11 protein-coding genes are annotated in these 15959 nt (G+C 74.5%); 8 read left to right on the top strand and 3 right to left on the bottom strand.

The window, feature by feature from the left end:
* Position 1 precedes the first annotated feature (1 nt).
* The 7 genes from ACIBA9_RS26035 to ACIBA9_RS26005 all read left to right on the top strand — a co-directional run bounded on the left by ACIBA9_RS26035 (position 2) and on the right by ACIBA9_RS26005 (position 7735).
* On the top strand, positions 2-1831 hold the full coding sequence (locus tag ACIBA9_RS26035) for an HEXXH motif domain-containing protein (RefSeq protein WP_399366612.1): 1830 nt from the start codon (positions 2-4) through the stop codon (positions 1829-1831).
* A gap of 574 nt (positions 1832-2405) precedes the next feature.
* Entirely contained in the window at positions 2406-3818 is a 1413-nt protein-coding gene (locus ACIBA9_RS26030; protein ID WP_399366610.1) for an ATP-binding protein, read from the top strand.
* 2 nt (positions 3819-3820) lie between these two features.
* A complete protein-coding gene (locus ACIBA9_RS26025; protein WP_362156955.1) occupies positions 3821-4243 on the top strand; it encodes a roadblock/LC7 domain-containing protein in 423 nt (140 codons plus the stop codon).
* Positions 4240-4593 carry a DUF742 domain-containing protein gene (locus ACIBA9_RS26020; RefSeq protein WP_362156957.1) on the top strand — a complete coding sequence of 118 codons (354 nt, stop codon included), beginning with the start codon at positions 4240-4242 and terminating at the stop codon, positions 4591-4593. The genes ACIBA9_RS26025 and ACIBA9_RS26020 overlap by 4 nt, the downstream gene beginning before the upstream one ends.
* Complete coding sequence (locus tag ACIBA9_RS26015; RefSeq protein ID WP_393898393.1) at positions 4571-5200, top strand: ATP/GTP-binding protein; 630 nt, start codon at positions 4571-4573, stop codon at positions 5198-5200. The genes ACIBA9_RS26020 and ACIBA9_RS26015 overlap by 23 nt, the downstream gene beginning before the upstream one ends.
* Positions 5197-6414 carry a cytochrome P450 gene (locus ACIBA9_RS26010; protein WP_399366607.1) on the top strand — a complete coding sequence of 406 codons (1218 nt, stop codon included), beginning with the start codon at positions 5197-5199 and terminating at the stop codon, positions 6412-6414. Before ACIBA9_RS26015 ends, ACIBA9_RS26010 begins: the two co-directional genes overlap by 4 nt.
* A gap of 94 nt (positions 6415-6508) precedes the next feature.
* Entirely contained in the window at positions 6509-7735 is a 1227-nt protein-coding gene (locus ACIBA9_RS26005) for a cytochrome P450 (protein ID WP_399366605.1), read from the top strand.
* A 270-nt stretch (positions 7736-8005) separates the two neighbouring features.
* On the opposite strand, the gene ACIBA9_RS26000 is transcribed toward ACIBA9_RS26005, so the two are convergent.
* Positions 8006-9043: a rod shape-determining protein gene (locus ACIBA9_RS26000; protein WP_362156966.1), complete on the bottom strand. Its 1038-nt coding sequence runs from the start codon at positions 9041-9043 to the stop codon at positions 8006-8008.
* A 364-nt stretch (positions 9044-9407) separates the two neighbouring features.
* On the opposite strand from ACIBA9_RS26000, the gene ACIBA9_RS25995 reads away from it, so the two are divergent.
* Complete coding sequence (locus ACIBA9_RS25995) at positions 9408-13043, top strand: S8 family serine peptidase (protein WP_399366603.1); 3636 nt, start codon at positions 9408-9410, stop codon at positions 13041-13043.
* Here ACIBA9_RS25995 and ACIBA9_RS25990 read toward each other — a convergent pair.
* On the bottom strand, positions 13018-14436 hold the full coding sequence (locus ACIBA9_RS25990) for a carboxyl transferase domain-containing protein (RefSeq protein ID WP_399366601.1): 1419 nt from the start codon (positions 14434-14436) through the stop codon (positions 13018-13020). The genes ACIBA9_RS25995 and ACIBA9_RS25990 overlap by 26 nt on opposite strands.
* Positions 14429-15874 (bottom strand): acyl-CoA synthetase, encoded by a 1446-nt coding sequence (locus ACIBA9_RS25985; protein ID WP_399366599.1) that lies wholly within the window; start codon positions 15872-15874, stop codon positions 14429-14431. Before ACIBA9_RS25985 ends, ACIBA9_RS25990 begins: the two co-directional genes overlap by 8 nt.
* Between the last annotated feature and the right edge of the window lie 85 nt (positions 15875-15959).

Here is a 15959-nt window from a genome sequence, read left to right as displayed (position 1 = left end):
TGTGCAGACCGACGGACGTTCCGAGCCCGCCCGAGCCTCGCACCATCTCATCCCCGGGGCGTACTTCGACGATCTGGCCGCGGGCCGGGGCGGCCCCGAGACGATCCGCTTCCTGCGGTCCACCGAGTACAGCAGACGGCTGTTGCTGCTGCGGGCCCTGCTCGACGCCATCGCCGCGACCCCCGGCGCGCTGGGCCCGCTGCCCTCGGTGGACAGCGTCTGGGACACCCTGACGGCGGCCCAGGAGCACGCGCCGCGCGCGTTCCGGGAACTGCTGCTGCATCCGCCGATCGGCGTCTGGCTCGGGCACGGCCTCAGGCGGCTGACCCACACGGCCTGGGGTGAGGGGCCCCTGTGGACCGACCTCGGCCATGTGCACGCGGTGTGCTCCGTCGCCGCCCTGCGGGCCGGGCTGCCGCTGCGCACCACCGTGCCGTTGCGCGACGGCGCGGTGATGTTCCCGGCCCTCGGGCTGGCCCGCCTGCCGGGGCGCCCGCGCTGGGGAACGGCGGAGGTGCTGGTCGAACCGGACCGGCTGCGGGTCGACCCGTACGGCGCCTGCGTGGGCCCGCCCCGGATGGCCGACGCCGACGCCCCGGGCTGGCGGGGACTGCGCCGGCTGCGGGCGCGGGTGACCGGGCGGCCGGTGGAGGTGTGGCTCGACGACATCGACCCGTACCGGGACCTGAGCGAACCGCTGCCCCCGGAGCGCCTCGACAAGGACGAGGTCGCTCGCTGGCAGGAGCGGTTCGAGGGCGCGCTGGGCCTGCTCGCCGCCATCGATCCGGACATGGCCGCCGCCGTCGCCGGGGGACTGCGCACCCTGACCGCCGTCCGGCCCACGTCGGACCGGGTGGTGCACAGCGCCTCCGCCGGCGACGCCTTCGGTGCCGTACTGGCGTCGCTGCCGCCGGATCCGGCCACCCTGGCGGTGACGGTGGTCCACGAGTTCCAGCACACCAAACTGGGCGCGCTGCTGCATCTGCTGACCCTGGAACAGGACGCCGGAACCGCGCGGCACTACGCCCCCTGGCGCGACGATCCCCGCCCGCTGGGCGGCCTGCTCCAGGGCGCGTACGCCTTCCTGGGCATCACCGAATTCTGGTCCCGCTATCTGGACGCGGCGCCCCGGTCCGAACGCCCGCCCGCCCAGTTCGAGTTCGCCTTACGCAGGCGGCAGACCGAGGACGCCCTGCGCGTCCTGCGCGCCGACCCCGGCCTGACCGGGCACGGACGCCGCTTTCTGCGGGGCATGGCCGCGCGGCTGTCCGCGTGGGCCGCCGACCGGCGCGTCCGGCCGGACATCGACGCCCTCGCCGAGTTCGCCGCCACCGATCACCGCACCGGCTGGCGGATCCGGCACCTGAGTCCCGCCCCGGACGACGTCCGCGCCCTGGCCCGGGCCTTCGCCGCCGGTGCCGCGGCCGACTGTCCGATCGCCGGGTCCCTCGTCGTCCCGGACCTCGCCGCCTCCTGGTCCCATGCCCGTACCTGCGCGATCCGGCGCGCGCTCGCCGGGCCCCGACCGCCCACCCCCGATCCGACCGCCCCCGGACTGTCCGCCGCCGACCGGGCTCTCGTCGCCCGCGATCCCGCCGCCCCGGACGCCTACGCCCGCCTTCTGGCCGACGAGCCGGAAGCACCCGAGGCCTGGACGGGCCTCGTCCTCGCCCTCGTCGCGGCCGACCCGGCCGCCGCCCCGCTGCTCGACCGCCCCGAGCTTCCCCGGGCGGTCCATCGCGAGCTGCGCGCCGCCGGCACGGCGGCCGACCCACGGCACGTGGCCCGCTGGCTCGCCGCGGGCGCGGCCGGCGGCAACCGTGGCCGCTGAAGCGGGTGCCCTCCCGACCGCCCCACCATGACTTTGACCGTTCAACGACCCTCATATCAGGCCCGTTTGGGACACACCCGTCGCAACGGAGCGACGGGGAAGGCCGGTTGGCACGGACTGTCATCGATCTTTCACAGGGTTGGGGCCTGCGGGCGTCGAACACCCGTGGCTTTCCCGATAAGGTCGAGAGAGACCGGACATGGCCCCCGGGCGTCGCGGACGTGACGCAGGACGACAGGACCGCGTACCCGGAGGACACTGTGCCCGCCGCCCTCCCTGCCTTATCCGGCAGGCCCGCGCACCTCGGTCGTGCCCGGGCCGTCGCGGCCGCCGGCGACCCGGCCGGCGCGTGGTCCGTGCCCATCTCCACCTTTGCCGACGCCGGTCGGGGCCACACCCCGTCATCGGCCCGCCCGGCCGCCGGGGACGGCGCGGCCCCGCATGGCTCCCGTTCCCCCACCTGTCATGCCCGCATCCACAACGGGGTCGCCGCGGCAGCCGGTGACCCCGTCCCGCCCGGTCGTGACACCCGGCGCCGACCGGTGCGCGAGCCGGACACCCTGGAGAGGACTCGATGACCCATCTGATACTGGCCGCCACTGCCGCGGTGGCCCTGGCGGCCGCGGTGACCGCCTGGCGCTTCCGCCGCGCGTACCGACGCGAGCGCAGCCGCGCCGACCAGGTGCGGAGCCGGGCGGAGCAGCTCGCCCAGCAGCTGGGCGCCGTGGAATACGTCCTCGCACAACTCACGGCCAACGTACCGGCGTTGGCGGACGCCCGGCCCGGGGAGCAGCGCGCCGTCGAGCCCACCCTGCCCCCGCCGCTGAGCCGCACCGCCCTCGCCGACCGGCTCCGCGACCTCACCGGCCAGGTGACCGCCACGGTGACCCGGGTGCGGGAGAGCGCACAGGACACGGCCGACCGGCACATCGCCGGGATCCGGTCCGACGCCGACCGGCGGATCGCCGACGCGCGCCGCGAGGCGCAGGAGGCCACCCGGGCGGCCGTGCGCGGTTTCGCGTCCAGCGTGGTGGCCCGAGCGTCCCGGCTGAGCCGGGAGATCAGCCAGGGAGTGCGCTCCCACCAGGACGACGAGGCCTACGCGACCCTCGTGCACATCGACCACATCGCCCAGCAGATGCTGCTCACCGCGCAGGGCTACGCGGTGCTGGCCGGCGACAAGCTCTCCCGGCGCTGGCCACGCACCTCCCTGACCGATGTCATCCGCGCGGCGATGGGCCGGGTCGAGGGCTACCAGCGGGTGGAACACCACGAACTGGACACCGTCGCGGTGCAGAGCCGCGCCGTCGAGGCCGTCGTCCACACCCTGGCGCTGCTGCTGGACAACGCCCTGCGCTACTCCCCGCCGGCCGCGCGGGTGCACGTCTCCGTGGAGGAGGGCCACCACGCCTGCTTCCTCGTCGTGGACGACGCCGGTCTGCGGATGGACGACGAACGGCTGCTGTGGGCCAGCGACGTGATGTCGGGCAAAGCGCGCGACGAGATCACCCAGCTGGGCGCCCACCCGCAGACCGGTCTGCGGGTCGCCTCGCTGCTCGCCGAGAACTACGGCTTCCGCGTCGAGCTGACCGCACCGAACATCTACCAGGGGACCCGGGCCGTACTGGTGCTGCCGAAGAACCTTCTGGTCTTCCCCGCCGCCGTCGCCCCGGCGGCGGCGCCCGCCCGCACCGCGCCGCCCGAGCCGCACCTGCCGCCCCGCACGGGCGCGGTGCCCGAGCCGGCCGGGCCGCTCGAGCCCACGCGCTCGCCGGACCCGCGGGAAGCCGCCGTTCCGGCGCCCGCCGCGACCACGGCCAGCGGGCTCACCGTCCGCCGGCGCCCCGCCGCGGCACGCCCGGCGCCCGCGGCCCAGCCCGAGGCGCCCGTCGTGCCGGGCCGGCCGAGCGTGGCCGCCGCCTGGGCGGCGGGCACCCGCCGGGGACGCCAGACCGAGGAAAACCACGGAACCACCGAAGGACACTGACCATGCGCGACACGCACAGCAACAGCCTGGGATGGCTGCTCGACCAGGAACTCGGCCTCGTCGAGGGAGTCGAGTACGCGGTGCTGATGAGCAGCGACGGCCTGCTGCAGGCCCGCACGCGGACGATCGGCCAGGAGGACGCGGAGAAACTCGCCGCCGTGACCGCGTCACTGCGCGCCGCCGGCAAGGCGTGGGACGAACACGTCGGCGGCAAGGGGATGTGCCAGCTGCTGATCGAGTCGCAGGGCCGGATCGGGCTGACCACCGCGGCCGCCAGGAACTCCATGCTCTCGGTGGTCACCACCGGCCCCGAGGCCGACGTCGGCCTGATCACCCACCACATGGTGCGGCTGGCCACCCGGCTCGGACACGAGCTGGAGGTCGGCGACCGCCGCTCCGCACCGGAAGGCGGCACCGCGCCGTGAGCGGTCCACGGCACGACCCGGACCTGATCAGGCCCTACGTCCGCACCGGCGGACGCAACCGGCCCAGCCGGGATGTCCGCGTGGAGACCGTGGTCATCGCGGCGGCCGGCTCCACCGAGAAGCTGGGACCGGACGCCCGCAGGGTGATGCGCCTGTTCGCCGGGGGGCGCGGCGGACTGGCCGTGGCGGACATCGCCGCGGCCCTCGAACTGCCGCCCTCCACCGTCCGGATCATCGTCTCCGCGCTGATGGACAGCGGCCATCTGGCCAGCCCGGTCCCCGTCCAGGAGGGCCGGCCCGGACTCGACCTGCTACAGGAGGTGCTGCGTGGACTCCGCGAACTGGTCTGACCAGCCCGCTCCCCACTATCTGGCCCCGGCCGTCAACCGGTCGGCGAAGATCGTCGTCGCCGGGGCGTTCGGGGTCGGCAAGACCACCTTCGTCGGCAGCGTGTCCGAGGTGACACCGCTGCGCATGGAGGAGCCGATCACCGAGGCGAGCGTCGGCGTGGACGACCTGCGCGGCACCCCGCACAAGACGACCACCACGGTCGCCATGGACTTCGGCCGCATCCATCTGCTCGGCGACCGCCTTGTGCTGTACCTGTTCGGCACCCCGGGCCAGACCCGGTTCCGGCCCCTGTGGCAAGGGCTGACCGAAGGCGCGCTCGGCGCCCTGGTCCTGGTCGACACCCGGGACCTCGACGGTTGCCACGAGGTGCTCAGCCTGCTGGAGGAGCAGCACACGCCGTACGCCGTCGCCATCAACGTCTTCCCCGAAGCGCCCCGTTACCCCCTGCACGAGATACGGCAGGCGCTCGCGCTGGACCCCGACACACCGCTGGCCGAGTGCGACGCGCGGGACCGCCGGTCCTGCGTGCACGCGCTCATCGGGCTCATCGAGTTCCTGACCACCCGGCACACCCCGTCCGCATCTCTCGTGGAGCCCCGCAGATGACCATCCCCGCCCCCGGCAGCGCGAGCCCCGCGACGCGCGTCGCGCTCTACGACGCCGAGTTCGCCGCCGATCCGCACGCGGCCTACGAGCGCATGCGCCGTGACCGCGGGCCGCTGGTCCCCGTGGAGCTCGCACCCGGGGTGCCCGCGACCCTGGTCATCGGCTTCCAGCAGGCCCGGCGCATCCTCAACGACCCGCTGCACTTCCCCGCCGACCCCCGCATCTGGCAGCAGACCGTGCCGGAGAGCTGCCCGGTCCGGCCGATGATGGAGTGGCGGCCCAACGCGCTGCGCTCGGCCGGCGCCGAGCACACCCGCTACCGGGCGGCCAACACCGCGAGCCTGCAGGCGGTCGACCAGCACGAGCTGCGCGCCCTGGTGGAGAAGGTCGCCTCCGCCGCCATCGGCGACTTCCGCGCCCTTGGCCACGCCGACCTGCTCGTCCAGTACTCCTGGCCCATCGCCTTCCGTGTGCTGAGCGCCCTGCTGGGCTGCCCCGACGAGATCGGCCGGCGCATCGCCGACGGCATGGCCATGATCTTCGAGTCGGAGGCCGAGACGGCCGCTCGCGGCAACGAGATGCTCGCTCTGGCGGTCGCCGAACTCGTCGGCCTGCGCCGCCGGCAGCCCGGGGACGACGTCACCTCGCGGCTGATCGCGCACGCCGCCGCGCTCGACGACATCGAGATGTCCCACCAGCTCGTCACGCTCTACGGCGCCGGCATCGAGCCGCTGACCAACCTGATCAGCAACACCGTGCTCAGGATCCTCACCGACGAGCAGTTCTCCGCCGGTCTGCACGCGGGCCAGCCCGTCCGGGACGCCCTCGACACCGTCCTGTACACCGACCCGCCCCTGGCCAACTACTGCATCAGCTACCCGCCTTACCCGATCGACGTCGAGGGCGTGCTGCTCCCCGCGCACCAGCCCGTCGTCATCTCCATGGCGGCCTGCAACAACGATCCGGCCGTCACCGCCGGGGCCGGCGCGGCCGAACTCCGCGGCAATCGCGCCCACCTGTCCTGGAGCATCGGCCCGCACACCTGCCCGGCCAGGTCCCACGCGTATCTGATCGCCGAGACCGCCATCATCTGCCTCCTGGACGCGCTCCCCGAGCTCGACCTGGCCTGCCCCGAGTCCGAACTCGGCTGGCGGCCGGGGCCGTTCCACCGCGCGCTGGACGCCCTGCCCGTCCGCTTCCCCGCCGTCGTCTGAAGCCGCTCGAAGTCCCCTGAAACCCCAGCGAAATAGCCCGAACTCGCCCGAAGTAGCTCGAAGTCGCCCCGCAGTCGTTTGAAGGAGACCGGTCATGTCCCAGCACACCCCGTTCGTCCTCGACCCGACCGGTGCCGCCGCGCACCCGGAGCACCAGGCCCTGCGCGCCCGGGGCCCGGCGGCCCGCGTGGACGTCCTCGGCGTCCAGGCCTGGGCCGTCACCGACCCCGCGCTGCTCAAACAACTGCTGACCAGCCCGTCCGTGTCCAAGGACGCGCGCGCACACTGGCCCGCGTTCGAGCAGACCGTCGCCACCTGGCCGCTCGCCCTGTGGATCGTGGTGAAGAACATGTTCACCGCCTACGGCGCCGACCACCGCCGGCTACGGCGCCTGGTCGCCCCCGCCTTCAGCGCCCGACGCATCGCCGAACTGCGCCCGGCCGTCGAGGCGATGGTCACCGAGCTGATCGACGACCTCACCGCGCTGCCCGCCGGGCAGACCGTCGACCTGCGCGAACGCCTGGCCTACCCGCTGCCCATCGCGGTCATCGGCCATCTGATGGGCGTACCGAAGGAGCGGCGGGCCGACTTCCGCCGGCTGGTGGACGGCGTCTTCGACACCACGCTCACCCAGGAGCAGTCCCAGGCCAACGCCGTACGCCTCTACGGCGTCCTGGACGAGCTGATCGCCGCCAAGACCGCCGATCCCGGCGACGACATGACGTCCCTGCTCATCGCGGCCCGCGACGAGGAGAGCGACGGCACCGGCTTCACCGGCGAGGAACTGCGCGACACGCTCCTGCTGATGATCAGCGCCGGGTACGAGACCACCGTCAACGTCATCGACCAGGCCGTCGTCGCCATGCTGACCGCCCCCGACCAGCTCGAACTGGTCCGCACCGGCAAGGCCGACTGGAACGACGTCGTGGAGGAGACGCTGCGGCACGAACCCGCCGTCAAGCACCTGCCGTTGCGCTACGCCGTCACCGACATCGAGCTGCCCGACGGGCAGACCATCGCCCGGGGTGAGGCCATCCTCGCCTCGTACGCCGCCGCCAACCGTCACCGGGACTGGCACGGTGACAGCGCCGACACCTTCGACGTGACCCGCACCCTGAAGGACCACCTGGCCTTCGGACACGGTGTGCACTTCTGCCTCGGCGCCCCGCTGGCCCGCCTGGAGGTCGCCGAGGCCCTGCGCCAGCTCTTCGACCGCTTCCCCGGGCTGTCCCTCGCGGTCCCGGCCGGGCGACTGCGGCCCGTGGCCTCCCTCATCAGCAACGGCCACCAGGAACTTCCCGTTCTGCTGACGCCCGCGTAGAGGGGACAACACCGCTGGTGGATGCACTACTTGACCCGTTCACGCTTGAACGGGTCATGTCCTGGGCACGCACCTCCTACCGGCGTCCGCCGCCGGCCCGTACCGGCAGGAGGAGGGCGTCATGGACCGTCGGATCCGGGTGCGTGTCAGCCGGCGCCCAGCGGCGCCGCGCGGGCAGGAGATCGACCGCAGGACGCCTTCGGGCCGCATCCTGCCGTACTGACCGCCGTCCGCCACCGCCCGCCGCCGAGCCCCACCGGGCGGATCGGCTCAGGCGGCCAGCGGGTTCAGCATCAGCGGTTCGATCCGCCCCTCCAGCATGGCGCCCAAGCCCTGCGCCGCGCAGATGTCGGGGCGCTCCGCGATGGTCACCGGCATCCCGGTGGCCCGTCGCAGCATCTGGTCGAACCCGGGCAGCAGCGCGGAGCCGCCCACCATCGTCAGCCCCCGGTCGGCGAGGTCGGCCACCAGATCGGGCGGGCAGTCGCGCAGCACGCGGCCGATCCCGTCCAGGACGGAGGTCAGCGGGGTCTGGATGGCGTCCCGCACGGCGGCGGTGTCGATGCGTACGCTGCGGGCGAGTCCGGTGACCACGTCCAGCCCGTGGATCTCCGTGGACAGTGGTCCGTGCGCAGTGAGCCCGTTGCCGGACAGGGCCAGTTGCAGGGGTCGTACGGACTGGCTGGGCAGCATCAGGGCGTGCTCGTGCCGCAGGTGCTGCACGATCGCGTGGTCCACGGCCTCACCGCCCACCGGGACCCGGGCGGCGGTGACGATGGACCCGAGCGAGAGCACCGCGACCTCCGTCGCCGCCGCCCCGCACACCATGATCATGGTGGCCTCGGCGCGCTCCACGGGCAGTCCGCAGCCCACCGCGGCCGCGATCAGCGTGTCCACCAGCTCGACCCGGCGCGCTCCCAGTCCGACCAGCGTCTCGATCATCGCCCGCTGGGCCAGCGGATCGGCCGCGTGCGGGGTGCAGGCAGCCGCCCGCAGGCGGGGCTTGCGGCGCAGGGCACGGCGCATCTTGTCGCCGAGCAGTTGCCGCAGCATGCGCTGGGCCATCTCGATGTCCACCACCGTGCCGCCGGAGATGGGCCGCACCACCCTGATGTAGCTGGGCGTCCGCCCCGTCATCTTCTCCGCGAAGTCGCCCACCGCGATGAGCCCGCCGGTACGCGTGTTCACCGCCGCGACCGAGGGCTGGTCGACGACGAGACCGGCGCCCTTCACATACATCCGGGTACGGGCCGCTCCCAGGTCGACGGCGAAATGGCAGCGGCGCAACTGCTCCAGACTGACGGTCACGGCAGATCCTCCCGAGTGTGCGCGGGCCTTGGGGCACCCGCACGGTCGGCGGGTTCTTCCTCTCTGCATCCTGCGCGGGGGCGGAGACGGGCGCCGCTCGGGCGCCGCCGGGCGGGGCGCCGCTGAACGGGGGTATTTTCCGGCTTCCCCGGTGTGTCGCCGGGCCACCGGGCGGTGAACGACCCCCGGCGACGGCTCCGGGCGCCGCGGCTCGGCGGTGGCGCCGCCGTGGCCCGTCCGCCGACGCTGGCGAGAACCCGCCACTGCGTCGATCCGCCACCTCCGGGTGGTCCCCTGGCCCCACGCGCCCCCCGACACTCTTCGCAGCACCCGACGCGCTCGACCCACACGAGAAGAGGCGTGGATGACCACAGGACGAGGAGCAGGCAGACGCGGTACGGCCCTGCTGCTGGCCGGGTTGGTGAGCACCCTGCTGCCGAGCGGCCCGGCGGTCGCGGCGCAGACGGCGCGGGCGGCCACGGCCCCGCACCTCACCAAGGGCGCCACCGGTGCCACCACCCTCACCCTCGTCACCGGCGACAAGGTGACCGTGACCGACCTCGGGCACGGAAAGAGGACGGTCGCCGTGGACCGGCCCCCGGGAGCCCCCGGCGCCGTGCGGACGCAGCAGAGCGACGGCGACCTCACCGTCGTACCGGACGAGGCGTTGCCGTATCTGCGGGCCGGCACCCTCGACCGGCGGCTGTTCGACGTCAGCGGACTGATCCGGCAGGGGCTCACCGACGCCGAGGTCCACGCGCTGCCGCTGATCGTGGCCTACGACAAGGGCGCCCGGACCGCGGCCCCGGCCGGTGCCACGCGGACCCGCGCGCTGCCCAGCCTGCGCGGTGCCGCCCTGGAGGCCGGCAAGGGGCGCACGTTCTGGCGGTCCTTCACCCGGGGCTCCGGCATCGACAAGGTCTGGCTCGACGGGCGGGTGAGGGCGGACCTCGCCGAGAGCAACGCCCAGATCGGCACGCCCACCGCCTGGGAGGCGGGCCTCACCGGCAAGGGCGTCACGGTCGCCGTCCTCGACACCGGCGTGGACCTGAGCCACCCCGACCTGAAGGACCGGGTGAGCCGGACCCGCAGTTTCGTCGACGGGCAGGACGTCGCCGACCGCGACGGCCACGGCACCCACGTCACCTCCACGGTCGGCGGCAGCGGAACCGCCTCCGGCGGCAAGGAGAAGGGGGTGGCGCCGGACGCGACGCTCGCCGTCGGCAAGGTGCTCGGCGACGAGGGATCGGGCAGCGAGTCCGAGATCATCGCCGGAATGGAGTGGGCGACCCGGGACGTGCGCGCCCGGATCGTCTCCATGAGCCTCGGCACCAGCGAGCCCAGCGACGGCACCGACCCGATGGCCGAGGCGGTGGACACCCTCTCGAAGGAGACCGGCGCGCTCTTCGTCGTCGCCGCCGGCAACACCGGCGCCCCGTCCTCCATCGGCTCGCCCGGCGCCGCCGACTCCGCGCTCACCGTGGGCGCGGTGGACGCCCGCGACCAGCCGGCCTACTTCACCAGCGCCGGCCCCCGCTTCGGCGACAACGCCCTCAAACCCGACCTGTGCGCCCCCGGCGTCGACATCCTCGCCGCCCGCTCCCAGCTCGTCCCCGGCAGCGGCTACTACACCTCCATGAGTGGTACGTCCATGGCGACCCCGCACATAGCCGGCGTGGCGGCCCTGCTCGCCGAGGAACACCCCGACTGGACCGGCGCCCGGCTGAAGGACGCCCTGCTGTCCACGTCCGCACAACTGGACGCGTCCGCCTACACCTTGGGCGCGGGCCGGGTCAGCGTCCCGGACGCCGTGCACGCGCGCGTCACCGCCACCGGAAGCGCCGACCTCGGCTTCCACAGCTGGCCCTACGACGCGGACAAGCCCGTCACCCGGACCCTCACCTACACCAACACCTCCGCCGAACCGGTCGCGTTGACCCTGTCCGTGCGGGGCGCCCCGCAGGGGGTCGCCACCCTCGCGGACACCTCGCTGACCGTCCCGGCCCACGGCACCGCCTCCACCACCGTCACCGGCGACGCGTCCAAGGCGCCGGTCGGTGAGACCAGCGGACAGATCGTGGCCGCCGGCCCGGCCGGCGACACGCTCGCGCACACCGTGTTCGGGCTGGTCAAGGAGGAGGAGCGGTACACGCTCACCGTCCACGTCCTGGACCGGTCCGGCGCGCCCGCCGCCGCCGACCTCACCGTGCAGCGGCTCGCCGAGGGCGAGGAGGCCCAGCCCGCCCGGGTCGGCGACCTGGGCACCCTGCGGCTGCGCCTGAAGCCCGGCACCTACGCCCTCACCTCCTTCCTCGACGTGCGTGGCAGCCACGGCGCCGACTCCCTCGGCCTGGGCTTCCTCGCCGCCCCCGAGATCGCCCTCGACCGGGACCGCGACGTCACCCTGGACGGTCGCGGACTGCGCGAGATCAGCGCGGACGTCGGCCGGCGTACCGAGACCCGCCAGCTGCTGATGGAGTACGACCGCAAGGCCGGCGGCGCCGACCTGTTCGGCGCGGTCCAGGTGCCCCTCGCCTACGACAGCGTCTGCGCCGCTCCCACGAAGAAGGTCACCCGGGGCGACTTCGAGTACCGGACCGTGTGGCGGCTGGCCAGGCCGGCGCTGACGGTCGAGGGCGTCGGCGAGGCGACGGTCCAGGCGGGCGGCACCCTGATCGAGGGGCGCACCCGGCTGCCGCTCGTGGACGTCGGGGACGGCCCCGTCACCGCGGTGTCCGGCAAGGCGGTGCTGGCCCGCCTCACCGACGGCGCCGACCCGGCCGCGCTCGCCCAGGCTGCCCAGGACGCGGGCGCGCGGGCGCTGTTCGTGACGGACGACCGGCCCGGCCGGCTGATGGCCTGGTGGGGCACCGGCGACAACGCCGACCGGCCCCTGCAGATCGCCACGGTGAACGCGGCCGACGCGGCCCGGCTGCGGGCGGCCGGCCGGGTCGACATGACCGGCACGGCCGACGCCCCCTATGTGTACGACCTCTCCGAGGGCCACCGGGGAGCGATCCCCGACCGGCCCCTCACCTTCGCCCCCTCACCCCGCCGACTCGCCGCCGTACACGTCCGCTTCCACGCGCCGCAGGCGATCGGCGGCGGCGAGTTCCGGTACTCGATCACCGACTCCTTCCCCGTCGGCCTCGGCTTCCAGGAGCGGATCGACCTGCCCGCCGAGCGCACCGACTACGTCTCCACCGGCCCCGGCCAGCTGTGGCACGAGTCCGTCACGGTCGGCGACGGGGCGCTGGAGGAGCGCGGCGGACTGGTCCGCTACCACGGCGGCACCCGGCCCGCGCTGGACTGGTTCCGGCCCGTGTGGCACCCGTGGCTGGGCACCGGACTCGGCTGGGGCCAGCAACGCGCCGGCAGCCAGATCCGGTTCAACACCCCCGGCTGGGGCGACAGCGGGCCCGACCACACCGGCTTCGGCGACGTGTGGAGCGAGGACAGCGGGATGCGCCAGACCACCGCCGCCTATCTGGACGGCACCCTGGTCGACCAGGGGAACGACTCCACCGCCTATGTGTGGGACGCGCCCGCCGACGAGCACACCTACCGGGTCGTCACCGACACCACGCTCGACGCGAGCCGCTGGAAGCTCGCCACCAGGGGCCACACCGAGTGGACCTTCCGCTCGGCCGCCACACCACAGGACCACTGGACGTACCTGCCGCTGATCAACCTCGCCTACGACATCCACACCGACCTCGCCGGCGCCGTGCGCGGCGGCCGGCCACTCCCGCTCACCCTGGGCGCCCGGTACGTGGCGGGAGCCGCCGGCACCGGCACCCTCGGCGGCGGAAAGCTGGCGGTGTCCTACGACGACGGCGCCACCTGGCGGCCGGTCCGGCTCACCGCCGCCCGGGACTCCTGGCGGGGCACCCTGGCCGTGCCGCGCACCGCCGTCTCCGTCTCGCTGCGGGCCTCGGCCCACGACGACAAGGGCGGCTCGGTGACCCAGGAGATCATCCGGGCGGTGTCGGTGAGGTGACCGGGGGCGGGGGGCGGTCCGCGTGGTCCACGACACCGCGGACCACCCCCAGCTCCACCAGGTCCTGCGGCCGGATCCGCAGCTGGCCGGCGGTTTCCGCCACCTCCTCGGGCGGCCGTTTGAGGATGGCCGCCGCCAGCTCCGGGGCGATCACCGAGAAGTAACCGTCCGGCGTGATCCAGGTGTTGCCGGGCGCGGCCAGCGCCAGCGCTCCGCCGGAGCCACCCTCGCCGACGACGAGCGTGGTGACCGGGACCCGGGCCGCGGCCACCGCCGCGAACACCTCGGCGATCGCCGCCCCGGCCCCCTGCCGCTCCGCCTCCGCGTCGTTCGCGGCGCCGGGGGTGTCCACCAGCGTCAGCACCGGCACGCCCAGCCGGTCCGCGAACCGGATCAGCCGGGCGGCGGTGCGGTAACCGGCGGGCCGGGTCGCCGTACCGGTCTGCGCCGCGTAGGCCACCGTACGGCCCTCCCGCTCGCCGAACCCGCAGAGCATGCCGCCCGGATCCGTGCCGCCGCACCGGTCGCCGGCGAGGGCGACGCGTGAGGTGAAGTAGGCGTCCAGGTAGGCCTCGGCGCGGGGCCGTCGCGGTGAGCGCGCCCGGCGGACGGCGTCCCAGCCGGTGGCGGGCAGACCGGTGCCACCGAGGGCCCGTGGCACGGAGGCGGGCACGACTCCCCGTCCGTGCGCGGGGGCTCGCGTGGGGGCGGATGTCCCGGGGGACAGCAGACGCAGCCACGAGGCGAGCGTCTCCTTCAGGGCCCCCGGGGCCACCACCGCGTCGGCCGATCCCGCGGCCACCTGGGCCTCCGCCGTGTACGCGGCCGGGTCGGCGTCCGGTGGCCGGACCCGGGAGCCGGCGAAACCCACCTGGGCGCCGGGCAGCGCCAGGACGACGTCCGCGCCCGCGCCGAGCGTGGCCCAGCCACCGCCCGTCGTCGGGTCCCGCAGGACCGCGATCTGCGCCACCCCCGCCTCCCGGGTGAGCGCCGACTGCCGGGCCACACGCTGGAGCTGGGTCAGCGCGACCATGCCCTCCTGCATCCGGCTGCCCCCGGTCGCGATCAACGACACGAGAGGCAGCCGGTGTTCACGGGCAGTCGTGTACGCCGCCACCAGCCGGTCGCCGGTGCGTTCGCCCAGCGAGCCGCCCAGGAAGCCGAACTCGAAGGCGATCAGCACGGCCCGGGCGCCGCCGACCGCCGCGGTGCCACAGACGACCGACTCCCCCTCACCGGTGCGCTCGGCGGCACGGGCGCGTGCGGCGTCGTAGCCCTGCCAGCCGAGGGGACCGTCCCGGCGCGACTCCCCGGCCGGGTACGGGATCTCCGTGAGGCTCCCGGGATCCGTGAGGAGGTCCAGGATCTCCCGGGCCGAGCGCCGCTCAGACATCCGCCAGGGCCCGCTTCATGATCTTCCCCATGTCGTTGCGGGGCAGCGTGTCCAGGTAGCGGACGACGCGTGGACGCTTGTGCGGGGCCAGCCGCCGCGCCACATGGTCCGCCAACTCCTCGGCCGACGGCGGCGCCTGCGGGTCGGCCGCGACGACCCAGGCCACGATCCGCTCGCCGAGGTCCGCGTCCGGCTCCCCGGTGACCGCCGCCTCACGCACCCCCGGATGCTCCAGCAGGGCGTTCTCGATCTCACCCGCCCCGATCTTGTAACCGCCGCTCTTGATCAGGTCGGTGGCCTTGCGCCCGACGATACGCACGTACCCGTCCGGCTCGCGCACCGCCATGTCCCCGGTGCGGAACCAGCCGTCCGCCGTGAAGGCGGCGGCCGTGGCGTCCGGCCGGTTCAGATACCCGGTGAACAGGTTCGGGCCGCGCACCTGGATCTCGCCCACGCTCTCCCCGTCATGGGCCGTGATGCGCGTCCCGTCCTCCTCCACCAGCCGCAGTTCCACCCCCGGCAGCGGCACCCCGACCGTCCCGGCCCGCGCCTGCCCGTCGGCCCGGACGCTGGTGTTCATCAGCGTCTCGGTCATGCCGTACCGCTCGATCACCCGCCGCCCGGTCGCCGCCGCGATGCGCTCGTGGTCGTGCACCGGCAGCGCGGCCGAACCCGAGACCAGCAACCGGGCCCGGCCGAGCGCCTTCGCCAGCTCCGGGTCCTCCGGCAGCGCCTCGGCGAGGCGGTGGTACATCGTCGGCACCCCGAACAGCATGGTCGCGCCGGCGTTCAGCTCCCGGGCCACCCCCTCGGGGCTGAACCGCCCCAGGTGCCGCACCGAACCGCCGCGCCGCAGCGGACCGAGGACGCCCAGCACGAGCCCGTGCACATGGAACAGCGGCAGCCCGTGCACCAGCACGTCCTCGCCGCTCCACTGCCAGGCGTCGGCGAGCGCGTCCAGGGTCGCGGCGAGCGCCCGCCGGGGCAGCACCGCGCCCTTGGGCGGCCCGGTGGTGCCGGAGGTGTAGACGACCAGCGCGGGATCACCGTCGGCGGCCCGCTCCCGTGGAAGCGGACCCGAGGCCGAGGCGTCGACGACGATCTCCTCCAACCCCGCGAACACCGGGGGGAGTTCGGTGCCCGGCGCGACCAGGACGAGGGAGGGCGCGCTGTCGGAGAGGATGTGCGTCAGCTCTCGCTCCCCCGACCTCGGGTTCAGTGGCACCGCGGCCACCCCGGCGACCAGCGCGCCCGTCACCGCGACGGCGGTCTCCAGCTCCGGGGTGGCCCACACGGCGACCCGGGGGACGCCCCGCAGCCGCGCGGCCAGCGCACCGGCGGCCCCGGCGAGCCCGGCGTAGGTCGCGGACCGCTCGCCGAACCGCAGGGCGATCCGGTCACCCGGACCGTCCGTCAGGGCGGGGAAGAGGGAGGACACGAGGCGTACTCCTTACTGCCGGCTCACGCCCGGCTGCCGGGAACGACAATCCCCTTCCTACACCAGGAGCCTTGTCCCGACGACC

Source organism: Streptomyces sp. NPDC051452 (genome assembly GCF_044454765.1).
Classification (GTDB): Bacteria; Actinomycetota; Actinomycetes; order Streptomycetales; family Streptomycetaceae; genus Streptomyces.
Note: the sequence above shows the minus strand (reverse complement) of the source record. Positions and strands in the feature narration are given on the sequence as shown.